Here is a 23,344-nt window from a genome sequence, read left to right as displayed (position 1 = left end):
GTGCGGTTTCCAAGCGCCAGGACTCATAGTGGTATGAAACCTGGAGATTGAAAACTGCGTTAACCGTTAAATAACAAGAACCCGTGTGCGTATCATTCCAACCGTACCGATTTAAAAATTCCCTAAAAACCATTCCTTCATGCGCTGCCAGACCGCTTTCACCGAGCCGTCCTGGCGCGTCACGATATGCCCGCGCAGATACTGCTTCTTCGCTTCGAGCAGCAGCCCGAGCACGGTCGCGTAGCGCGGACTGCGCACCACGTCGGCCAGCTGGCCGCGATAGTCCGGCGTGCCAAGGCGCGCCGGCTTGAGGAAAATATCTTCCGCCATTTCGACCATGCCGGGCATGATCGCGGTGCCGCCGGTGAGCACGATGCCCGACGACAGAACCCCTTCGTATCCCGATTCGCGCACCACCTGGTGCACCATCGCAAACAATTCTTCCACCCGCGGCTCGATCACCGCCGCCAGCGCCTGGCGCGACAGGTTGCGCGGTCCGCGGTCGCCCAGTCCGGGCACTTCGAGCGACTCGTGCGGATCGGCCAGCACCTGCTTGGCCACGCCGTAGCGGATCTTGATCTCTTCGGCTTCGGAAGTCGGCGTGCGCAGCGCCATCGCGATGTCGTTGGTGATCTGGTCGCCGGCGATCGGAATGACCGCCGTATGCCGGATCGCACCGTCGGAAAACACAGCAATGTCGGTGGTGCCGCCGCCAATGTCGATCAGCACCACGCCCAGTTCCTTTTCGTCGAGCGTGAGCACGGCGTCGGCCGAGGCCATCGGCTGCAGGATCAGGTCCGACACTTCAAGACCGCAGCGGCGCACGCACTTTACAATGTTTTGTACCGCCGACACCGCACCGGTGACAATATGCACCCGCACTTCCAGGCGGATGCCGCTCATGCCGATCGGCTCGCGCACGTCTTCCTGGCTGTCGACGATGAATTCCTGCGGCACCGTGTGCAGCAATTGCTGGTCGGTCGGGATGTTGACCGCCTTGGCCGTTTCGATCACGCGCGCCACGTCGGTGGCGGTGACTTCCTTGTCCTTGATCGCGACCATGCCGCTCGAATTGAACGAGCGGATATGGCTGCCGGCGATGCCCGCGTAGACATTGCGGATCTTGCAGTCGGCCATCAGCTCGGCTTCTTCGAGCGCGCGCTGGATCGATTCGACGGTCGCCTCGATATTGACGACCACCCCTTTTTTCAGTCCGCGCGACTCGTGCTGACCCAGTCCGATCACCTCGTGGCGGCCGTCGGACATGACCTCGGCCACTACCGCCACCACTTTCGAGGTGCCGATGTCGAGGCCGACGATCAGGTTTTTCGCGTCTTTTGTCATGTGCTGTCGCCTACTGTCTTTGCTTGATTTTGCTGCTGGTTGATGTGCTGTTCGGTTTTACCGCTTTTTTTGGCGCGGCCTTCACAGGCTTGTGCGGATCGTCGGGCAGTACCAGGGCGGCGGCGGAAAGCGCCAGGCCGTTCTGATAGCGCATGTCGATCGTGTCGATGCCGTCCTGCAGGCGGCTGGCCAGTTGCGGATAAATCCCCACCAGCCGCTGCACCCGCTGCTTGAGCGTCGTCTTGTCCTGCTCCCGTCCCAGCGCCACGATCATGCCGTTATCGAGTTTCACGGTCCACGCGTAGCGGCTCGACAGGTCCAGCTTTTCCGGCACCAGCGAAATCGGCGCAAACATCGTGCGCAATTCCAGGAAGCGTGCCAGCACTTCCTTCTCGCTGCCTTCCGGCCCGTCCAGCGCCGGCAGCGGATGGTCCTCGTCCGCCTCGGCCAGGTTGGCGGTAAATACGTCGCCCTTGACCGACAACAGGCGCCCGTCTTCGCCCCAGGTGCCGAGCGCTTCGTGCTCCTCGACTTCCACGATCAGCTGGTCCGGCCACTCGCGCCGCACCGTGGCCCGCCTGACCCAGGGTACCGCTTCGAAGGCGGTGCGCACCTGTTCCAGGTTGGTCGTGAAAAAATTCCCCTTGATGCGGCCCACCACGCCGGCGCGCAAGGTGAGCTTGTTTACGTGCTGCAGTTCGGTTCCATGCACGCTGTCGACCTGCACCGTGCGCAGGGTGAACATGGGCAGCTGCGACAGCCACCACACACCCGACGCCAGGCAGGCGATCACCACGGCGGCCATCAGGCCGCTCGCGGTTGCGTTCAAAGAGCGTACGTCATGCCACATTACTGTATTAACCCTGGCCCTGGGCCATTTTCAAGCGTGCCGAACGAACTATCTCGACACACAGGTCTTCATAACTGATGCCGAGCGCGCGCGCCGCCATCGGCACCAGCGAGTGACTGGTCATTCCGGGCGAGGTATTGACCTCGATCAGGAACGGCTTGTTGTCGCTGGCGCGCAGCAGCACATCGACCCTGCCCCAGCCTTCGCAATCGATGGCGCGGTAGGCTTCCACCGCCAGGCGCGCCACTTCCGCACTGGTCGCGTCGTCCAGCTGCGCCGGGCAAAAATACTTGGTGTCGTCGGTGAAGTACTTGTTCTGGTAGTCGTAGTTCCCGTCGGGCGCGACGATTTCCACGATCGGCAGCGCACGCGCCTGCGCGCCGCGGCCCAGCACCGCCACTGTCAGTTCGCGCCCGGTGACGAATTCCTCGGCCAGCACAATCTCGTCGAAACCGGCCGCCACCTCGTAGGCCGCTTTCAGGTCGGAGCCAGCGCGCACCTTGGTGATGCCCATGCTCGAGCCTTCGTGCGGCGGCTTGACGATCAGCGGCAGGCCAAGCTGCGCCACCACCTGCGCCAGGTCGGTGCCGGCGTCGAGCGAAGCGTAGCGCGGCGTAGGCAGGCCGCGCATCAGCCAGATCATCTTGGTGTAGATCTTGTCCATGCCGATTGCGCACGCCATCACGCCGCTGCCGGTGTAGGGAATGCCGAGCTGCTCGAGCGCGCCCTGCAGGCTGCCGTCTTCGCCGAAGCGGCCGTGCAGCGCGATGAACACGCGGTCGAACTCCTGGGCCGCCAGGTCGGCGATGCTACGCTCGCCGGTATCGAACAGATGGGCGTCGATGCCCTTGCTTTGCAGCGCCGCGTGCACGCCGTTGCCCGACATGATCGAGACGGCGCGTTCGGCCGAACGGCCGCCGAACAGCACGCCGACCTTGCCCAGTGCGGCGGCGTCGCCGGAATTAAAACCACTCATGCTCATGCCTCCACAGGATTAACAAGTTTATTCGGAATGCCGCTGATCGAGCCGGCGCCCATGGTGATCACAACGTCGCCGTCGCGCACCACATTCATGATTGCAGCCGGCATGTCGGCCATCGCCTCGACAAAAATCGGCTCGATTTTTCCGCCCACGCGCAGCGCATGCGCCAGCGCGCGGCCGTCGGCGGCCACCACATGCGCTTCGCCGGCGGCGTAGACTTCGGCCAGCAGCAGCACGTCGGGCGTAGCCAGCACCTTGACGAAATCTTCGAACAGGTCGCGCGTGCGCGAATAGCGGTGCGGCTGGAAGGCCAGCACCAGGCGCCGGCCCGGGTAGGCGCCGCGCGCCGCCGCCAGGGTCACTTCGGTCTCCACAGGGTGGTGGCCGAAATCATCCACCAATGCAAAACTGCCGCCGCCCGGAATCGCAATGTCGCCGTAGCGCGTGAAGCGCCGGCCAACGCCGTGGAACTCGGCCAGGCCCTGCTGGGTCGCACTGTCGTCGATGCCGATTTCGCGCGCGATGGCGATCGCCGAACAGGCATTCTGCACATTATGCATGCCCGGCTGGTTCAGGATGAACTGTGTATCCGGATAGCCTTCCTGGAGCACCGTGAAATGCATCTGCAGGCCGATGGCGGACGCGTTGATGGCGCGCACCTGGGCCGCTTCGGAAAAGCCGTAGGTGGTGATCGGCTTGGTCACGAACGGAATGATGTCGCGCACGTGCTGGTCGTCGATGCACAGCATCACGCGGCCATAGAACGGCAGGCGGTGGGTGAAGTGCACGAAGGCCTGCTTGAGCTTTTCGAAATCGTGCTCGTAGGTTTCCATGTGATCGGCGTCGATATTGGTGATCACTTCGATCATCGGCGTCAGGTTCAGGAACGAGGCGTCCGATTCGTCGGCTTCGGCCACGATGTATTCGCCGGTGCCCAGCTTGGCGTTGGCGCCGGCGCTGTTCAAACGGCCACCGATGACAAAGGTCGGATCGAGGCCGCCCTGGGCCAGTACCGAGGCCACCAGGCTGGTGGTGGTGGTCTTGCCGTGGGTGCCGGCAATGGCGATGCCGCGTTTCAAGCGCATCAATTCACCGAGCATAATCGCGCGCGGCACAATGGGAATCTGCGCTGCGCGCGCCGCCACCACTTCCGGGTTGTCGTCCTTGACGGCGGTCGAGGTCACGACCACGTCGGCGCCAAGGATATTGTCGGCCGCGTGGCCGAGCATGACCTGCGCGCCCAGGCTCGATAAACGCTGGCTGGCCGCGTTGGTGCCCAGGTCCGAGCCCGACACGCTGTAGCCGAGGTTAAGCAGCACTTCGGCGATGCCGCTCATGCCGCTGCCGCCGATGCCCACAAAATGGATGTTCTTGATTTTATGTTTCATGTTCTGCTTCTAGGTTTTATTGACTGTTCCTGCCAGTTGTTCGAGTACGTCTGCGATTGCTTCATTGGCGTTGCGCTTGCCGACCGCCAGCGCGGCGAGCGCCATGGCGCGACAAGTCTCGCGGCTCAGGCCTTGCAGCAGCTCGGCCACGCGCTGCGCGCTCAATTCCGTCTGCGGCAAATGAATTGCCGCCTTTTGCTTGTCCATCCACTGCGCGTTGTCGCGCTGGTGGCTGGTGGTGCTGGCCACGAACGGCACCAGCACGCTGGCCACGCCCGCCGCCGTCAATTCCGACACCGTGATCGCGCCGGCGCGGCAGATCACCACGTCGGCCGCAGCGTAGGCGCCGGCCATGTCGTCGATGAAGTCGACCACGTCGGCCGTCACGCCGGCCTTGGCATAGGCCTCGCGCAGCGCATCGATATTCTTCTTGCCCGACTGGTGCGTCACATGCGGACGCTGCTCTTGCGGCAGCAGCGCCAGTGCGGCCGGCACGCTGTCGTTCAACACCTTCGCTCCCAGGCTGCCGCCGACCACCAGCACGCGCAAAGGCCCGCCGCGGCCGTCGAAGCGCGGCAGCGGCGCCGTCATGGCCAGGATCTCCTTGCGCACCGGGTTGCCGGTGACGATGGCCTTGGCGGCGGCGCTGCCGAAATCGGCGGGAAAGCCGAACATCACTTTTTTCGCCAGCGGCGCGAGCGTCTTGTTCGACAACAGCAGCGCGGCGTCGGCGTTGACCAGTGCCAGCGGCACCCCGGCGGCGCGCGCCATCATCCCGCCCGGGACGCACACATAGCCGCCCATGCCCAGCACCACGTCGGGCCTGCGCTGCCTGATGAAGCGGCGGCAGGCCACGAAGCTCGCGGCCATCTTGAAGGCGCCGGTCACGCTGTGTTTCAGTCCCTTGCCGCGCATGCCCGAAAAGTCGATGCTGTCGATGGCGATGCCGTTCTTCGGCACCAGGTCCTGCTCCATGCCGTGCGAGGTGCCCAGCCAGCTCACTTCCCAGCCGCGCTGGCGCATGGTCTGCGCGATCGCGATCCCCGGGAAGATATGCCCGCCGGTCCCGGCCGCCATGATCATCAAACGCTTCATGGCCGTCCACCCCTCATCAACACACGGTTTTCATAATCGATACGCAGCAAAATCGCCAGTCCCACACAGTTAATCAAGACGCCCGAGCCGCCGTAACTCATCAAAGGCAGGGTCAGGCCCTTGGTCGGCAGCAGGCCCAGGTTCACGCCCATGTTAATAAAGGTCTGCACGCCGATCCAGATGCCGATCCCCTTGGCCACCAGGCCGGCGAAGGTCTGGTCGATGGCGATGGCCTGGCGCCCGATGTCGAAGGCGCGCTTGACCAGCCAGTAGAACATGGCGATGACGACCAGCACGCCGGCCAGGCCCAGTTCTTCGCCGATGACCGCCATCAGGAAGTCGGTATGCGCTTCGGGCAGATAGTGCAGTTTTTCGACGCTGGCGCCAAGGCCCACGCCGAACCATTCGCCGCGCCCGAAGGCGATCAGCGAGTGCGTCAGCTGGTACGCCTTGTCGAGCGAATTACCCTCGGCCCAGGGGTTCAGGTAAGCGAACATGCGCGCGCGCCGGAATGGCGACAAGGCGATGATGGCGCCAAAGATGGTCACCAGCAGTACCCCGATGCCGCCGAACCAGACCGCGTTGATCCCGCCCAAAAACAGGATGCCCATGGCGATGCAGACGATCACGCCGAACGCGCCCAGGTCGGGTTCGAGCAGCAGCAGCAGGCCCACCAGGCCGATTGCGCCGGCCATCGGCAGGAAGCCCTTGGTCAGCTTGTGCATGTATTCCTGCTTGCGCACCGTGTAGTCGGCGGCGTACAGCACGGCGGCGATCTTCATCACTTCCGACGGCTGGAGTTTGAAGAATTTGAGGTCCAGCCAGCGCTGCGCGCCGTTGACCGAAAAACCCACGTGCGGCACCAGCACCAGCACCAGCAAGACCAGGCTGCCGACGAACATGGTGGAGGCATAGCGCTGCCACAGCGCGACCGGGAAGCGGAACACGAAGTACCCGGCCAGCATCGAGACCATGATGAAGATCGCCTGGCGCTGCACGAAGTAGGTGGTCTTGTAGTTGGCGTACTTGGGCGAATCGGGCAGCGCGATCGAAGCCGAGTACACCATCACCATCCCGAACAGCATCAGCAGTACGGTGACCCAGACCAGCAACTGGTCGTATTCCATCATTTTCGACGGGCGTGAGCGGTCCCCGGACAATGCGTCCGAAGCCGGGCCGGCGAATTTGAATGGAAACTGGAGGGCCATCAGAGATCCTGTCCCTTGTCCAAGGCCAGTTCGCGCACGGCGTCGACGAACACCTGGGCGCGGTGGCCATAGCCGGTGAACATGTCGAAGCTGGCGCAGGCCGGCGAGAGCAGCACCGCGTCGCCGGGCTGGGCCAGCGCGGAGGCGCGCCGCACGGCTTCCGGCAGGGTGTCGCAGTCGATCACCTCGACGCCGGACGGCTCGATGGCCTCGCGCAGCAGCGGCGCGTCGCGCCCGATCAGCAGCACCAGGCGCACGTAGCGCGAGCACGGTTCGGCCAGCGGTTCGAATTGCTGGCCCTTGCCGTCGCCGCCGGCGATCAGCACGATTTTCTGCGACTCGCCGCCGAAGGCCTTGCCCAGGCCCGTCAGCGCGGCCACGGTGGCGCCGACATTGGTGCCCTTGCTGTCGTCGTAATAGTCGACGGCGTCGATGGCGGCCACCAGTTCGACCCGGTGCGGCTCGCCCTGGTAGTCGCGCAGGCCATGCAGCAGCGGCGCGAACGGCAGGCCGATTGCGCGGCACAGGGCCAGCGCGGCCAGCGCGTTGGTGGCGTTGTGCAGGCCGCGGATGCGCAGCGCGTCGGCCGGCATCAGGCGGCTGATCGTGCACGGCACCACGTCGATCGGCTCGTTTTTCTTGCGCTTCTTTTCGCTTTCCTCACCGGCCACGGCCACGGTCAGCCACAGCACCCCGCGTTCGTTGTGCAGGCCGAAGCTGCCGGCTTCCTGCGGTTCGTTCGTGCCGAAGGTGCGCACCACGCTGCCCGCTGCGGCCATGCGCGCAACCAGCGCATCGTCGCGATTGAGCACGCGTACCGTCGACGCGCCGAAAATGCGCGCCTTATCAAGACCGTAGGCATCCATGTTGCCGTGCCAGTCGAGATGGTCCTGGGTGAGGTTCAGGACCGTGGCGGCATCGGCATTGAGGCTGAAGGTCGAATGCAGCTGGAAGCTCGACAACTCGAGAATCCATGCTTGCGGCAGCTCGTCGGCGTCGAGTACTTCGCGCAGCACGCCGAGCGCCGCCGGACTGATATTGCCGGCTACGCGGGTCGACAGGCCGGCGCGCTGGCACAGCAAACCGGTCAGGCTGGTGACGGTGGTCTTGCCGTTGGTGCCGGTAATCGCAATGACTTTGGGCGCGTACGCGCGTTCTTCTTTCAAGGCCGCCAGGGCCTGGGCGAACAGTTCGATCTCGCCCCACACCGGAATGGCGCGCGCGGCGGCGGCGGGAATGATGGCAGCCAGTTCGCGCCCGGGCGCGAGACCCGGGCTGACGGCCACGAAGTCGATGGTGCCCAGCAGTGCTTCACCCAGTTCGCCGCCGATGAACTCTGCGCTCGGTACGGCGCCGGTCAGCGCCTGCAGGCGTTGCGGCGCCTCGCGGGTGTCGGCCACGCGCACGCGCGCTCCGCAGCGCGCCAGCCACTGCGCCATGGCCAGACCCGACTCGCCCAGTCCGAGGACCAGGGCGTGCTTGCCGGCGTATTGTTCGAGGTGGTTCATCAGCGCAGCTTCAGGGTGGACAGGCCGACCAGCACCAGCATCATCGTGATAATCCAGAAGCGCACGACGACCTGGGTCTCTTTCCAGCCTTTTTGTTCGAAGTGATGGTGCAGGGGCGCCATCAGGAACACGCGGCGCCCGGTGCCGTAGCGCTTCTTGGTGTACTTGAACCAGCTGACCTGGATGATCACCGAGACCGTTTCGGCCACGAACACGCCGCCCATGATGAACAGGACGATCTCCTGGCGCACGATGACGGCGATAGTGCCGAGTGCGCCGCCGAGCGCCAGCGCGCCGACGTCGCCCATGAACATCTGGGCCGGATGCGCGTTATACCAGAGGAAGGCCAGACCCGCGCCGGCCATCGCGCCGCAGAAAATCAACAGCTCGCCCGCGCCGGGAATGTGCGGGATGAACAGGTATTTGGAATAGGTGGCGCTGCCGGTCAGGTAAGCGAACAGGCCGAGGGCCGAACCGACCATCACGGTGGGCATGATCGCCAGGCCATCGAGGCCGTCGGTGAAGTTGACCGCATTGCTGGTGCCGACGATGACGCAGTAGGTCAGCGCGATGAAGCCCCACACACCGAGCGGATAGCTGACGGTTTTCACGAACGGCACGATCAGGTCGGCCTTGGGCGGCAGGTCGAGCGAAAAGCCCGACTGCACCCACGCGTAGAACAGGTCCCACACTTTACCCGGCGTTGGCGCCGACACCGAAAACGCCAGGTAGAGCGAAGCGGCGATGCCGATCAGCGACATCCAGAAGTATTTTTCGCCCGAGCGCATGCCTTCCGGGTCCTGGTAGACCACCTTGCGGTAGTCGTCGGCCCAGCCGATAGCGCCAAAGCCGAGGGTCACGACCAGCACCGGCCACACCAGGCGGTTCGACAGGTCGCACCACAGCAGGGTGGAGACGCCAATGGCGATCAGGATCAGCACACCGCCCATGGTCGGCGTGCCGTGTTTTTTCAGGTGCGTCTGCGGACCGTCCGGGCGCACTGCCTGGCCGACTTTGAGCGAAGTCAGTTTGCGGATCACGGCCGGACCGGCGACGAGGCCGATCAGTACCGCCGTGATGGTGGCGAACACCGCGCGGAAGGTAATGAAATTGAAGATTCGCAGAGGACCGAGTTCGTCCTGGAACATTTGTGCGAGCCAGAGCAGCATGTTAGTGGGCTTCCTTACTTGTGTTGTGTGATCCGGCCAGGTGAGCGACGACCCGTTCCATTTTCATGAAACGCGAGCCTTTCACCAGAACAGTCGCGTCAGATTTGCTGCCCAATTGAGAATCGAGTGCTGCCAATAATTCGTCGAACTGCGTGTAATGCTGTGCGCCCGAGGCGGCCATGTGGCGCGTCAGTTCGCCGGTGACGAGCACCGTGTCGATGCCGCGCGCGGCCGCGTAGGCGCCGATTTCTTCGTGAAACTCGCGCCCCTGCGTGCCGACTTCGCCCATGTCGCCCAGCACCAGGATGCGCGGCGCACCCGCCTGCGCCAGCACATCGATGGCGGCGCGCACCGAATCCGGGTTGGCGTTGTAGGTGTCGTCGATGACGGTGGCGCCGCAGGCGGCCTCTTTGCGTTGCAGGCGTCCGCTGACCGGTTCGAAGGCGGCCAGGCCGCGCGCCACCGCGTCCGGCGCAATACCAGCGGCGATGGTGCAGGCGATCGCCGCGAGCGCGTTGCGCACATTGTGCAGGCCGGCTGCGGCCAGCTTGACGTTAAAAGTGCGCAGCGGCGCGCCGTCGATGCGCACGCTCACATCGAGTTCGCTGCCGAAATCGGCGGCGCGCTGCGCGCAGCTGACGTTGCATGCGGCGTCAAAACCAAAGGTGATGCAGGTGCGGCCGGCGGCCAGGCCGCGCCACAGCGCGCTGTATTCGTCGTCGCCGGGGAACACGGCCACGCCATCGAGCGGCAAGCCAGCCAGCACGGCGCCATTTTCCAGCGCCACCGCTTCCACGGTGTGCATGAATTCCTGGTGCTCGCGCTGGGCGTTGTTTACCAGGCCGATGGTCGGCGCGGCAATCGCGGCGAGGCGCGCGATCTCGCCCGGGTGGTTCATGCCCAGTTCGATCACGGCCGCCTTGTGCCCGGCGCCAAGACGCATCAGGGTCAGCGGCACGCCGATTTCGTTATTCAGGTTGCCGCGCGTGGCCAGGCGCGCGTCTTCCGACAGGCCGGCCGCCAGGATCGCGGCGATCATTTCCTTGACCGTGGTCTTGCCGTTGCTGCCGGTGACGCCGATCACCGGAATGCCATACTGCGCGCGCCAGTGGTTGGCGATGCGGCCCAGGGCCACCAGCGTATCGGGCACCACGATGGCCGGCAGGGTCCAGCCATCCGGCAGGCTGTCCACCACCACGGCAGCGGCGCCGCCGGCCGCCACTTGCGCCAGGAAGTCGTGGGCGTCGAAGGTCTCGCCGCGCAAGGCGACGAACAGCGCACCAGGACCGGCGCTGCGGCTGTCGGTCGAGACGCTGGTAAAGCTGGCGTCGGCCGTCATGCGCGCGCCGGAAATGGACGCGGCCAGTTGTGCGAGCGTGCCGTGCATCAGTTGGTCCTCATCATGGTCACGCGCGCGGCCAGCGCCAGCGCGGCGTGGTCGGCGTCGGAAAACGGCATCTTGCGGCCCTTGATTTCCTGGTACGGTTCATGGCCCTTACCGGCCAGCAGGATCACGTCCGGCTTGGCCGCGTGCTTGACGGCCGAGAGGATCGCGGCGGCGCGGTCTTCGATCGCCTGGAAGCGCGAGGTCGGATGCGCAGCGTCCATGCCGGCGACGATCTGCTTGATAATGGCGGCCGGATCTTCGCTGCGCGGGTTGTCGCTGGTGACCAGCACATGTTCGGCGATCTGCGCAATCGCGCCCATTTGCGCTCGCTTGCCCGGATCGCGGTCGCCGCCGCAGCCGAACACGCACCACAGCTGGCCGCCGCGTTCGTGCGCCACCTGGCGCAGCGCGCCGAGGGTTTGCTCGAGCGCGTCCGGCGTGTGGGCGTAGTCGATCACCACCATCGGCGCATCCTGGCCGCCGATCTGCTGCATGCGGCCCGGGGCCGGCGTGAGCGCTTCGATGGCGTCGAGCGCGGCGCGCAAGGCCACGCCCTTGGCCAGCAGCGCACCGAGGACCGCCAGCGCATTGCTGATATTGAAACGACCCACCAGGCGGGTCTTGACCTGGGCGCCGCCGAGCGGGGAATCGAGATGGAATTCGGTGCCCGCGTGGCGGCTGCGGAACTGCGAGGCGCGCAGCATGGTCACGCCGGCGACGTCGGGCTGGGTGGCCACGTCGCGCAGGGTGTAGCCGGTCACGGAAGGGCCGCCGGGCTGGGAGGTCAGTTGGTTGACCAGGCGTTGTCCTGCCGGGTCGTCGAGGTTAAGCACTGCTGTTTTTAATCCTGGCCACGCGAACAGCGTTGCTTTCGCCGCTTCGTAGCTTTCCATGGTGCCGTGATAATCGAGGTGGTCGCGCGTCAGGTTGGTAAACAACGCAACGTCGAAATGCATGCCCAGCGTACGGCCTTGCCCGAGCCCGATGGAGCTTACCTCAATCGCCAGCGCAGTGGCGCCCGCATCGCGCACGCCGGCCAGTTTTTCGGCCAGCAGCACCGCGTCGGGCGTGGTGTAGCCGGTGACGTCGTACTCGACGTCACCGCGCCCGGAAAACAGGCCCACGCCGAGCGTGCCGATGACGGCCGCCGTGTCGCCCAGGCGCGCAAAGGCCTGGCCGAGCCAGACCGCGCACGAGGTCTTGCCGTTGGTGCCGGTGACGCCGACGGTAAACATGGCGCTGTCTGGCATGTGATAGCAGGCGTGCGCGATCGGACCGGCCTGCGCCTTCAGGTCAGGCACGGCCAGGTGCGGCACGTTCCAGGCGTCGTTCCAGGCAAAATCTCGGTCGTCGTACACGATGGCGGCGGCGCCCTGCCCGATCGCCGTGGCGATATAGGCGCGGCCGTCGGCGGCGTCGCCCGGATAGGCGAAGAACACGTCGCCCGGCTTGACGCGGCGCGAGTCGGAGACCACCCTGGCGCCAGCGGCGGCCTCGGCAATCCAGGTGCAGACCTGCTGCGGATTCAAAGACAGCATTATTTGAGTCACTACATCACCTCCCCGGAGCCGTCGTTCGGCGCGACGATTTCGGTCACGTCCGAATCGGGCGGAATATTCAGTGCGCGCAGCGCGTTGGCGGCCAGCGCGGCAAACGTCGGCGCCGCCACAATGCCGCCGAAGTGGCCAATGGCGGTCGGTTCGTCGATCATGACGGCGATGATGAAGCGCGGGTTCGACATCGGCACCATGCCGACAAAGGAGCCGATGTACTTGCGCGGAATCGCGTACTTGCCGTTTTCGACCTTGTAGGCGGTACCGGTCTTGCCGCCCACGCGGTAGCCGGCCACGCGCGCCTGCTTGGCGGTGCCGTGCGCGCCCGAGACCACCAGTTCGAGCATCTCGCGCATCTGGCGCGCGGTTTTCGGCTTGATGATCTGGTGCCCGACCGGCGGCTCGGTGATTTTCTGGAACGACAGCGGAATGGTGTCGCCGTCGCGCGCGAACATCATGTAGCCACGCGCGAGCTGCAGCAGCGAGACCGAGATGCCGTTCCCGTAGCTCATGGTGGCCTGTTCCACCGGACGCCACGATTTATACGGACGCACGCGCCCGGCCACCGCGCCCGGGAAGCCGAACTTGGGCTGCTGGCCGAAACCGACTTCGGTAAACATCTCCCACATTTCGCGCGGCGGCATCGACAGCGCCAGTTTGGAGGTGCCGATATTGGACGACATTTCGACGATCTCGGAGACCGTGATCACGCCGTGCGCCTTGGTGTCGGAAATCGGCGCGCCGTTGATCACGAAGCGCCCGGCGCCGGTATCGATGCGGGTGGTGGGCGTGACGCGCCCGCTGTCGAGCGCCAGCGCCACGGTAAATGGTTTCAGGGTCGAACCCGGCTCGAAGGTATCGGTGATGACGCGGTTGCGCAACTGCGCGCCGGTCAGGCCCTTGCGGTCGTTGGGGTCGTAGGTCGGCCAGTTGGCCAGCGCCAGCACTTCGCCGGTTTTCACGTCCAGCACCACGGCGGCGCCGGCCTTGGCCTTGAACTTGGCCACGGCTTCCTTCACCTGGTTAAAGGCGATGTATTGCAGCTTGCTGTCGACCGACAGGGTCAGGTCCTTGCCGTCGTGCGGCTCTTTCGACAGGCCCACGTCTTCGACGATCTGGCCGAGGCGGTCCTTGATCACGCGGCGGCTGCCGGTGGTGCCCACCAGGTTCTTTTGCTGGGCCAGTTCCATGCTTTCCTGGCCGGCGTCTTCGACGTTGGTGAACCCGACCAGGTGGGTCGCGATTTCGCCCTGCGGATAGAAGCGCTTGTATTCCTTGCGCGTGTCGAGGCCCTTGATGCCCAGTTTGGCGATCTGGTCGATCACCGGCATTTCGACCTGGCGCTTGAGGTACACGAAGGTGCGGTCGGAATCGAGTTTTTTGCGCAGGTCGGCGTCGCTCATGTCGAGCAGCCCGGCCAGCGCGCGCAGTTTTTCCGGCGGCGACTCGAGCACGTCTTCGGGAATCGCCCACACCGCCTTGACCGGCACCGAGGACGCCAGCACCTGGCCGTTGCGGTCGAGGATGCGCCCGCGCGTGGCCGGCAGTTCGATGGTGCGCTCGTAGCGGTTCTTGCCCTGCCCGATCAAAAATTCGTTGGACACGGTTTGCAGCCACATGGCGCGTCCGGCCAGCGCCACGAAGGAGGCGAACAGCACGAACAGCACGACGCGCGAACGCCAGGTAGGCAGGCTGACTGCCAGCACCGGGCTTTTCGAGAACGATACGCCTTTCGAGGCCGCTACCCGCGCGCCTGCCGCACCACTGTTACCGCGTTTCATTGCGCCCCTTCCGTCAGGTACTGCGTGCGCGCCGGGGTCAGCGGCGTCATGTCGAGCTTGTCGCGCGCGATCTGTTCGATGCGCGCGTTGGTGCCCAGGGTCGACTGGTCGAGCTGCAACTGGGCCCAGTCGATGTCGAGCTGGCGCGCCTGGTGTTCGAGCTTGCCCAGCTCGATGAACAGGTTGCGCGCCTGGAACTGGGCGTTAACCAGCGACAAAGCGCAGCCGACCAGCAGGGCGGCGAGCACGATGTTGATCTTGCTGTTCACGCAACACTCCGCGCTGGCAGCCGTTCGGCCACCCGCATCACGGCCGAGCGCGAGCGCGGATTGCCTTCAACCTCGCCGTCGGACGGCTTCATCTTCTTGACCAGCTTCATCAGCGGCTGCGGCAGGTCGACCGCGCGGATCGGCAGGCGGCGATCGGGCTGCTCGACCTTGACCTTGCTGGCCAGGAACTGCTTGACCATGCGGTCTTCCAGCGAATGGAAGCTGATGATGGCGATCCGCGCGCCCGGCGCGAGCATGGCGTAGGCCGCGCTCAAGCCTGTTTCAAGGTCTTCAAGCTCTTTATTGATGAAAATCCGGATAGCCTGAAAGGTCCGAGTGGCCGGATCCTTGCCCTTCTCCCGGGTTTTAACCGCGTTTGCCACGATGCCGGCAAGCTGTCGTGTGCTTGAAATTGGTTCGACTGCCCGGCGAGCAACAATCGCCTTTGCAATCTGAAAAGCAAACCGTTCTTCCCCATAATCCCGAATGACCCTTTCCAATTGTTGTTCAGTCTCGCTGGCCAGCCACTCGGCGGCGGAAACGCCGCGCGTGGTGTCCATGCGCATGTCGAGCGGGCCGTCATTGCGGAAGCTGAAACCGCGCGCGGCGTCGTCCACCTGCGGCGAGGAAATGCCAAGATCCAGCAGGATGCCGTCCACCTGCGCCACGCCGCGCGCCGCCAGGGCCTGGGCCATGGTGGCGAAACTGTCGTGCACGATCTCGAAGCGCGGATCAGTAATCTGGCCGGCCGTGGCAATTGCCTGCAAGTCCTTGTCGAAGGCAAACAGGCGCCCGTTCGGCCCCAGCCGCGACAGGATCAGGCGGCTGTGTCCACCGCGACCGAAGGTCCCGTCTATATAAGTGCCATCGGCGCGTACGCCTGTCAGGTCGAGCGCATCGACCGCTTCGTCCAGCAACACCGTCCGGTGCTGAAATTCCGGCACCGCCACCACATTCATCATCGGCGCGCCTTAGAAAGAAAAATTAGATAAGACATCGGGCATGCCACCGGCGACGGCGGCTTGCTCGTCTTCGGCCAGTTTGGCGGCATCCCAGATTTCGAAATGGCTGCCCATGCCAAGCAGCATGACCTCACGGGTGAGGCCGACAGCACTGCGCAGTTCGGGCGCGATCAGGACGCGCCCGGCGGAATCGAGCTCGACATCGCAAGCGTTGCCGAGGAAAATACGCTGCCACGCGCGGGCCGACATCGGCCAGGCGGCGATCTGCTCGCGGTGCGATTCCCACACCGGACGCGGAAAAAACAGCAGGCACCCGTGCGGGTGGCGGGTAAGCGTGAGGCGGCCTTCGCACTGGACTGCGAGTGCGTCGCGATGCTTGGCGGGAATGGACATCCTGCCTTTCGCATCGAGATTGATTGCGGACGCGCCTTGAAACACGAGTTACCTACTTGGAAAAGTTTATGATGAAGTCGGTGTCTTGGCGCTAGAAACATGGATTTCATCCCACAAAACTACACTTTTTCACACAGTTGCCCACTTTAGATGAAGCCATCTGGACGGTCAAGCGCTTTCAATCGTGCTAAAAGGGAATTTTGTTAATGAAGTCAAGGACTTAGCGCATTACCTTGAAGGATCTTCAAAGCAAAATATGTCGAAAAATTAGAGACTTAGGCAGTACAGTGAATGTTCAACCTCATCTATACACATGGGTTTGCCGGACACAACAAGACTTAAATAAATTACATCTGCTTACTTTTGCGCAACGGATGAGTGATTTGTCCGGTGTGTGGACGGTGGAGTGTGCTAGGAAGCCCGCAGCCGGCCAGCGCTGCGGGCAGGCTGCGGATCAGTACAGCAGTGGCGAGCCGTCGTTCAGGCTGGATGCGGGCAAGAATTCCTGCGCCGCGCTGCCGAAACCGCTGTTGCCGACAATGGCGATCGCCACCGCTGCGCCAACATTGGCAAGGTTACCGTTGAGCGCATACTGGTAAGCCAGGTCGGCGCCGATGGCCGCCGTGTCGCTGCCGCCACGATGGAATTGCTCAAGCGTGGTCCACGCGCTCCAGGCCGTCGCGCCGTTGGCACGCGCCTGGTCGAAGCGCCCCACCATGGCGATGAAGTCGAACTGCTCGACCAGGTTGTCGTTGATCGGGCTCAGCGCTTCAGGATGGTAGTCGCTGGAAGCGGCGGTAACGACCTGCAAGGTGCCGACGCTGGCGTTGCCCGGCGCCGCGTACCAGCCCTTGAGCACGATCTGCTCGGCCACCCCGGTGGTCAGGACCAGGTCGTTGCCGGACTTGGTCAAGAGCAGGTTGGCGTAGCCGATCCCGCCGCCCAGCGACAGGGTATTGTCTGCGCCGGCCGTGCCGATGACAGTGTCGACGCCGTCGCCGCGATTGAAGACGATCATGTCCTGGCCGCTGCCGGTGGTGATGGTGTCGGCGCCCTTGCCGCCAATGAACAGGTCGTTGCCGCTGCCGCCCACCAGGCGGTCGATGCCGGCCCCGCCGTCGAGCAGGCTGGCGCGGCCAAGCGTGTCGGTGAGCCCGTCGTTGCCAGCGCCGCCCTGCAGCAGGTCGATGCCGTCCAGGCCGTCCAGCAGGTTGACGCCAGCGTTGCCCTTGAGCAGATTATCGAGCGCGTTGCCGTTGCCGTTGAGCGGCGCCGTGCCGGCCAGTGTCAGCAGCTCGACGCGATCCGGCAGGGTCAGGCTGACGCTCGAGGTGACATGGTCGAGGCTTGCCCAGTCCGTCTCGACGATGACGTCGCCGGCGTCGTCGACGCTGTAGCTGTCGTTGCCTTCCCCGCCCACCAGCGTGTCCTTGCCGGCGCCGCCGTCGAGGGTGTCGTTGCCCTCCATGCCAGTGAGGAGGTCGTCGCCGGCCAGGCCGCGCAGGCTGTCGTGGTTTGACTTCCCGCTCAGAACATCCGCGTCCGCCGTGCCCGTCAGGTTCACGCTGGCGGCGCGCGTCACGGTCAGCTTGAATTCGGTCCTGGCAAAGTTGCCGCTGCTGTCGATCAAGCCCACCGTCAGGCGCGTTTCACCAGCGTCGAACAGCTCGGGGGTGCCGCTCAGGGTGCGGGTGGCACGGTCGAAACTGAGCCAGCGGGGCATGTCCAGCACGGTCATGAGGCTGACGCCGTCGTCATCCTCGTCGCGAAACAGGTCGGTGGGAAGAACCAGACTGAACGGCAAAGAGTCTTCGGTCGCCATGTCGGGCAGCGCGGCGGTGACCATTGGCATCATATTGTCCCTTCCCAGCGCCAGCGCGCGGATCACGCCGCTGTCGAGCACGGTGCCGTCGGCAAACGTGAAGGTCAGCGCCGGCAGGCGGGTGGGGCCGTAGTCGACATCGCTGTCAATGCGCAAGTTCAGCGGTCGGTCCGACATGGGGTCGTTCCACGAAACGGCCAGCAAACTCATGTTGGGTGGATTGATTTCCATGCGCAGATCGGAGGGCTTGATGTCCGCGCCGAAAACGACATTGGCCTTCGCTTGCGGCCCTTGCAGCAGGAGATTGTCGAAATCCGAGTCGCGCCCGACCAATACGGTGGCCGCGCCGTCGATCGTGATGATGTCGAAGCCCGCACCGGCATCGACGGTGTCGCCGGCGCCGCCAGCCAGGGTATCGTCGCCAGTGCCGCCGATCAGCACATCCGCGCCCGTACCGCCGGTCAGCCGGTCGTGGCCGCCCATGCCATTTAACACCTGGCCCCTGTCGCTGGCCGTGATGTGGTTACTCTCATCACTGTCAATCATGGCAGGGGCAGTATACAACTTGGCCAGCTCGGCGATGCGCTCGCCGCTCCATACGCTGCTGTCGGCGAAGCGGATCTGGATGTCAAAACGCGACATCTCGAAGAAGCCGCTCACGGTCAGGGCATCGGCGCTGCCTTTGAGTTCGATGACCAGGTCATTGCCATCCCGGATGAGTCCGACGGCGCCGGGCACGATGCCTGCCGCCAGCGCGATGGTCTTGCCCGCCACTCCGAACCCATGCGCCGTCAGCAAGGTGTCGCGGCCGTCGCCGCGGCCGAACTGAATGGTGTCGTTGCCGGTCCCGCTATCGAGCAGGTCGTTGCCCGCGCCGCCGGCAAGGACATCGTCGCCCGCGCCGCCGTTGAGCTTGTCGTTGCCGGTGCCGCCGCGCAGCACGTCGGCGCCGCTGCCGCCGTGCAAGGTGTCATTGCCGCTGCCGCCGCTCAGCAGATTGGCATTGGCGAGGCTGCGGATCTCGTCGTTGCCGCCACCCGCGTCGAGCGGCATGAAGGTCTCCATGACGTTATCGCCATCGTCGAGCTGCGTGAACGGCTTATAGGACAGCAAGGTCCGGGCCAGCACCGCTTCCGCGTCCCAGCGCATGCCGTTGGCGAAGCGAATTTCTTCGATGAGATGGGGCTGTACGGTATTGGTCTCGCCTCCCTGCTTGACGAAGTAGGCGTCGATGGTCAAGTGGCGTCCTCCACTGCGGTCGGCGATGAGCAGATCGTTATCGCGGCGCTCGACGATCACGTCGTCCGGGTTGCAATCGAGCATCCACAGAACATCATGGGTGCCAGGCGTGACGTTATAGCGCGGCAGGATTTGCTGAGAATTGTTTCCATAAACATAAACTTGATTGACGCCAACAGGAAGACCGTTCATGAACATTGCTTTCGATAAAGTTTAAAAATATTTGTTTTATAGAAATATAGAATGATTGTCAATACATTGTGAAGAAATCGACGGTGATGTGAGCATTCTGTTGCGCGCCCGCGCAGCAGCGCGGCTGAACGGGCGGCGGAAGAAGGCCATTCCCGAACGGGAATGGCCGTTGATGAAGAACCTGCGTGGATCAGTACAGCAGCGGCGAGCCGTCGTTCAGGCTGGCGCCTGGCAGGAATTCCTGCGCCGCGCCGCCGAAACCACTGCTGCCCACGATGGCGAGCGCCGGCGCCGCACCGACATTGGCCAGGTTGCCGTTGAGGGCGTACTGGAAAGCGATGTCGCCGCCGATGGCCGCCGTGTCGCTGCCGCCACGGTGGAATCGCTCGAGCGTCGTCCACGCGCTCCAGGCCGTGGCGCCGTCGGCACGCGCCTGATCGAAGCGCGCCACCATGGCGATGAAGTCGAACTGTTCGATCTTGTTATCGTTGATCTGGCTCAGCGCGCCAGGATGGTAGTCGCTGGAAGCGGCGGTAACGACTTGCAAGGTGCCGACGCTGGCGTTGCCCGGCGCCGCATACCAGCCCTTGAGCACGATCTGCTCGGCCACCCCGGTGGTCAGGACCAGGTCGTTACCGGACTTGGTCAACAGCAGGTCGGCGTAGCTGATCGCGCCGCCCAGCGACAAGGTATTGTCGGCCCCGCCCGTGCCGATGACGGTGTCGACGCCATCGCCGCGGTTGAAAACGATGATGTCCTGACCGCCACCGGTGGTAATGGTGTCGGCGCCCTTGCCGCCGATGAACAGGTCATTGCCCCTGCCCCCAACCAGGCGGTCGGCGCCGGCGCCGCCGTCGAGCAGGCCGGCGCGCCCAAGTGTATCGGTGAGCCCGTCATTGCCGGCGCCGCCCTGCAGCAGGTCGATGCCATCGAGCCCTTGCAGCAGGTTGACGCTAGCGTTGCCCTTGAGCAGATTGTCGAGCGCGTTGCCGCTGCCGTCCGCTGGCGCGGTGCCGCTCAGGGTCAGGATCTCAAGGTGCGCGGCCAGGGTCAGGCTGGCCGCCGAGCTGACCTGGTCCAGGCCGCCGCCGACCTCTTCGAGGATGACATCGGTGGCGTCGGCGACGTAGCTGTCGTTGCCGCTGCCGCCGGCCAGGGTGTCCTTGCCGGCGCCGCCGTCGAGGGTATCGTTGCCGCCCATGCCGTTGAGCTGGTCGTCGCCATCGAAGCCGCGCAGGTCGTCGTGGTTCGACTTGCCGGTGAGGATGTCGGCATCGGCCCCGCCGCTCAACGTCAGGCTGGCCGCCCGATTGACGGTCAGATCCACGATGACACTGGCATGCAAGCCGCCCCGGTCGGTCCAGGTCACGGTCAGCGGTACGATCCCGGTATCGCTGTACGACGGCGTGCCGCTCAGGATGCGCGTGAGCGGATCGAACGCCAGCCATGCCGGCAGAGCGCCGACGCTCATCACGCCGCTATCGCCCTGGTCCGGGTCGAAGAACATCTGGGGTGGCAGGGCAAACTCGAAACGCTGCGCTTCTTGCGCCGGCGGCGGGTCCGAGACGTAGCCAGGCACCGGTGCATGGTTGTCGAAAGCCGACAGGGGAATGCGCCCGCCACCGGCAAATTCGAGGTAGCTGTGCGCCAGGACCTCGGCCACATTACTACTGTAGATTCGGTCGATCACGACCGAATCGCTGCCGTAGCTCAAGCGCATGATGGAACCGCTGACTGGCGCGGCGACGATATCGGCGAAGCCGATGCCGGCGCCGAAACGGATCACGCTGCCGGCGCCCCAGCTCCGGATGATGTCGGCGCCGTCGCCCCGGTTCAGCAGATAGGTGTTAGCGTCATCGCCGCCGCCGTCGAGCATGTCGTCGCCGCTTCCACCCGAGAGGGTATCGTGGCCATATTTGCCCTCCAGGGTGTCGTTGCCGCCTTTCCCTTCGAGGACATTGTCGCGGAAGTCACCCGTCAGCATATTGTCGCGCTCGTTGCCGATCAGCGAGCGGGCGAAAATGGCATCCCGGTCCCAGACCGTGCCGTCGGGAAAGCGGATTTCGTGAACGGACGTCGGGCCGTAATAATGATAGTCGTAACTCGGGAGGGTGATGCTGTCCGCGCCCGACGCCAGGATCAATGTGCCGCCACGGTTACCGTCACCCTGGTTCACCAGGCTGACCCAGACGTCCTGCGGTGTGAGGCCGCCCTCGAAAACGATCACATTCTTCTGGTTGGCTTCGTTTTGCGAGATGTTCAGTGTGTCGTTGCCGTCGCCGGGTGCAAACACAAAGGTATTGCTGCCATCCGTTTCCCAGATCTCATCATCGCCGGCGCCGCCGCGCACCGTATCGTTGCCGCTGCCGCTCAACAGCTCGTCGTTGCCAGCCTCGCCTTGAAGCACGTCATTGCCCTCGCGGCCGAAGAGCACGTCGCGGCCCTCGCCGCCTACCAGGAGATCATAGCCGTCGCCGCCGTCCAGGCTGTCGTTGCCGTTGCCGCCGTACAGCGTGTCGTCGCCACGGTAGCCCTCGAGCGTGTCATTGCCGTCCATGCCGTGCAGGACGTCGAGACCGCCGCCGCTTCTGATGAGGTTGTCCCCCCCGTCACCCCCGTACAGTCGATTCATGATGTAGTCCTCGCTCCAGATGGTGCCGTCGGCAAACTGGAGCTGCACAGGGATCCGCGTGCCAGGCTCGATGTCGGGCAACGTGTTGACGAAAAATTGCAGCAGTGCCTTGGTGCCGGTAATGGCGAGATTGAGCTGGCTTGAATAGTCAACGGAAAAGGTCACATCGCTTGGTGTGACATCGTCCCCGAACAGCACGATATGGGTACCGTCGCGGCCGGGTTGGAGCAAATAGGTTCCCGCATCACGGCCGAACTTGTAGAGATTGACCCCGGATCCGCCGGTCAAGGTGGCGTCGCCCGCACCCGCGTCGAAGAGGTTGTCGCCTGCGATGTCAAACAAGACGTCATTGCCGGCGCCGCCGAGGAGGACATCGTTGCCTTCGCCGCCCGCGAGCGTGTCGCTGCCGTTGCCGCCGCTCAGCAGCGTGTTATGCGCACCGTCGGCAAGAAAGTCGCCGTCGTCGGTGCCGGTCAAGTCGGGACCGTCGGTCAGGATGGTCGACATGCGCAACTGCTCGGCGTTCCAGTTGCTGCCGTCGGCCAGCACGATGCGTACGCGCGCGGCGATCTCGGGCGATTGCGGGTCGAAGTAATCAGTCACGACGATGCTTTGCGTCCCGCCCTTGACGCCGATCAGCAGATCCCTCCCTTCGCCGGAAGGCGCAAAGGTCAGCGCGCCCGCCAGCACATCGGGCAACTCGATCAGATCCACGTGCATGCCATAGCGGCTCGCCGCAATCGTGTCGTGCCCCCAGTCGCCATTGAAACGGTAGGTGTTGATGCCCCGACCGCCCTGAAGCGCGTCGTTGCCAGCGCCGCCGATCAGCAGATCGTTGCCGTCGCCGCCGTCGAGGCGGTCGTTACCGTTGCCACCGGCAAGCTGGCTGCCCGAATAGCCGCCCATCAAGCTGTCGTCGCCGTCGCCGCCGTCCAGATTGGTTCCCTGGAACCAGTCGGCGCCGGCGGACAAGGTTTGAACGGGATTGAGCATGCCAAAGACGTCAGCGTGGTCCCAGCTGGTGCCGTCGGCGAAACGGATGTCGGCGATCGGCGCGGGGCGCGATTCGCCACTGAACTGGTCAGCGCCAGGGCCGAAATACCCGTTGACGGTGACGCTGTCGTTACTGTCGCGAATCGACAAGGTCAGGCTGTCGTCGCCTGCTCTGGACAGAACAATGTCGGCCGGATTGATGCCGTCGCCGAAATGAATCAGGTTACGTTCCTTCGGAGCGCCCCAATCCGCACTGATCTGATCGCGACCATGGCCGCGCCCGAAAAAATAGGTATCGTCGCCGGCGCCGCCCGTGAGGGTGTCGTTGCCCGCCCCGCCAACCAGGGTATCGTTGCCGGCGCCACCGTCAAGGCGGTCATCGCCACCATTGCCGAGCAAGTAGTTTTTATCGGAATTTCCGATCAGGAAAGAGGACTGGTCGTCAATGCTGCGAATTACAGAGATCATCTAAAATTTCCATTAAGAATAAAGAAACATTTCTTTTATAGAAATAATTGATGAGTGTCAACATATGAAAATTTGATGTCGCCGTTCGGCAACTGCGCCACGCCGGAAG

General features: G+C 64.3%; 16 protein-coding genes. All 16 read right to left on the bottom strand.

Features of this window, described 5'->3' with window-relative positions; all coding sequences use genetic code 11:
- Window positions 1-111 precede the first annotated feature (111 nt).
- On the bottom strand, window positions 112-1,344 hold the full coding sequence (gene ftsA / locus F1609_RS06410) for a cell division protein FtsA (RefSeq protein ID WP_054266460.1): 1,233 nt from the start codon (window positions 1,342-1,344) through the stop codon (window positions 112-114).
- Window positions 1,345-1,354: 10 nt separating this feature from the next.
- On the bottom strand, window positions 1,355-2,194 hold the full coding sequence (locus F1609_RS06405) for a cell division protein FtsQ/DivIB (RefSeq protein ID WP_167075666.1): 840 nt from the start codon (window positions 2,192-2,194) through the stop codon (window positions 1,355-1,357).
- A gap of 7 nt (window positions 2,195-2,201) precedes the next feature.
- Window positions 2,202-3,176 (bottom strand): D-alanine--D-alanine ligase, encoded by a 975-nt coding sequence (locus F1609_RS06400; protein WP_370661598.1) that lies wholly within the window; start codon window positions 3,174-3,176, stop codon window positions 2,202-2,204.
- Window positions 3,173-4,564, bottom strand: a complete 1,392-nt coding sequence (murC, locus tag F1609_RS06395; protein ID WP_167075664.1) for a UDP-N-acetylmuramate--L-alanine ligase — start codon at window positions 4,562-4,564, stop codon at window positions 3,173-3,175. Before murC ends, F1609_RS06400 begins: the two co-directional genes overlap by 4 nt.
- A 9-nt stretch (window positions 4,565-4,573) precedes the next feature.
- Entirely contained in the window at window positions 4,574-5,659 is a 1,086-nt protein-coding gene (gene murG / locus F1609_RS06390; RefSeq protein WP_167075663.1) for an undecaprenyldiphospho-muramoylpentapeptide beta-N-acetylglucosaminyltransferase, read from the bottom strand.
- Window positions 5,656-6,867, bottom strand: coding sequence for a putative lipid II flippase FtsW (ftsW, locus tag F1609_RS06385; protein ID WP_167075662.1), 1,212 nt, complete (start codon window positions 6,865-6,867; stop codon window positions 5,656-5,658). The genes murG and ftsW overlap by 4 nt, the downstream gene beginning before the upstream one ends.
- Window positions 6,867-8,375 (bottom strand): UDP-N-acetylmuramoyl-L-alanine--D-glutamate ligase, encoded by a 1,509-nt coding sequence (gene murD / locus F1609_RS06380; RefSeq protein ID WP_167075661.1) that lies wholly within the window; start codon window positions 8,373-8,375, stop codon window positions 6,867-6,869. Before murD ends, ftsW begins: the two co-directional genes overlap by 1 nt.
- Window positions 8,375-9,544, bottom strand: coding sequence for a phospho-N-acetylmuramoyl-pentapeptide-transferase (mraY, locus tag F1609_RS06375; RefSeq protein WP_166894164.1), 1,170 nt, complete (start codon window positions 9,542-9,544; stop codon window positions 8,375-8,377). Before mraY ends, murD begins: the two co-directional genes overlap by 1 nt.
- 1 nt (window position 9,545) lies before the next feature.
- Window positions 9,546-10,931, bottom strand: coding sequence for a UDP-N-acetylmuramoyl-tripeptide--D-alanyl-D-alanine ligase (locus tag F1609_RS06370; protein WP_167075660.1), 1,386 nt, complete (start codon window positions 10,929-10,931; stop codon window positions 9,546-9,548).
- Window positions 10,931-12,469: a UDP-N-acetylmuramoyl-L-alanyl-D-glutamate--2,6-diaminopimelate ligase gene (locus F1609_RS06365; RefSeq protein ID WP_167075659.1), complete on the bottom strand. Its 1,539-nt coding sequence runs from the start codon at window positions 12,467-12,469 to the stop codon at window positions 10,931-10,933. Before F1609_RS06365 ends, F1609_RS06370 begins: the two co-directional genes overlap by 1 nt.
- Window positions 12,470-12,480: 11 nt before the next feature.
- Entirely contained in the window at window positions 12,481-14,265 is a 1,785-nt protein-coding gene (locus tag F1609_RS06360) for a peptidoglycan D,D-transpeptidase FtsI family protein (RefSeq protein ID WP_167075658.1), read from the bottom strand.
- Complete coding sequence (gene ftsL, locus F1609_RS06355; RefSeq protein ID WP_167075657.1) at window positions 14,262-14,534, bottom strand: cell division protein FtsL; 273 nt, start codon at window positions 14,532-14,534, stop codon at window positions 14,262-14,264. Before ftsL ends, F1609_RS06360 begins: the two co-directional genes overlap by 4 nt.
- The gene (gene rsmH / locus F1609_RS06350) at window positions 14,531-15,493 is read right to left on the bottom strand and encodes a 16S rRNA (cytosine(1402)-N(4))-methyltransferase RsmH (RefSeq protein WP_167076031.1); all 963 of its coding nucleotides are present in this window, start codon (window positions 15,491-15,493) and stop codon (window positions 14,531-14,533) included. The genes ftsL and rsmH overlap by 4 nt, the downstream gene beginning before the upstream one ends.
- 12 nt (window positions 15,494-15,505) lie before the next feature.
- Window positions 15,506-15,934 (bottom strand): division/cell wall cluster transcriptional repressor MraZ, encoded by a 429-nt coding sequence (mraZ, locus tag F1609_RS06345; protein ID WP_167075656.1) that lies wholly within the window; start codon window positions 15,932-15,934, stop codon window positions 15,506-15,508.
- 409 nt (window positions 15,935-16,343) lie between these two features.
- Window positions 16,344-19,034, bottom strand: coding sequence for a calcium-binding protein (locus F1609_RS35030; RefSeq protein ID WP_308609343.1), 2,691 nt, complete (start codon window positions 19,032-19,034; stop codon window positions 16,344-16,346).
- 298 nt (window positions 19,035-19,332) lie between these two features.
- Complete coding sequence (locus F1609_RS34470; protein ID WP_308609342.1) at window positions 19,333-23,235, bottom strand: calcium-binding protein; 3,903 nt, start codon at window positions 23,233-23,235, stop codon at window positions 19,333-19,335.
- Window positions 23,236-23,344 lie beyond the last annotated feature (109 nt).

Origin of the sequence: Massilia aquatica (assembly GCF_011682045.1) — a bacterium.
GTDB classification, from domain to species: domain Bacteria; phylum Pseudomonadota; class Gammaproteobacteria; order Burkholderiales; family Burkholderiaceae_D; genus Telluria_A; species Telluria_A aquatica.
This window is presented reverse-complemented; position numbering and strand designations above follow the sequence as displayed.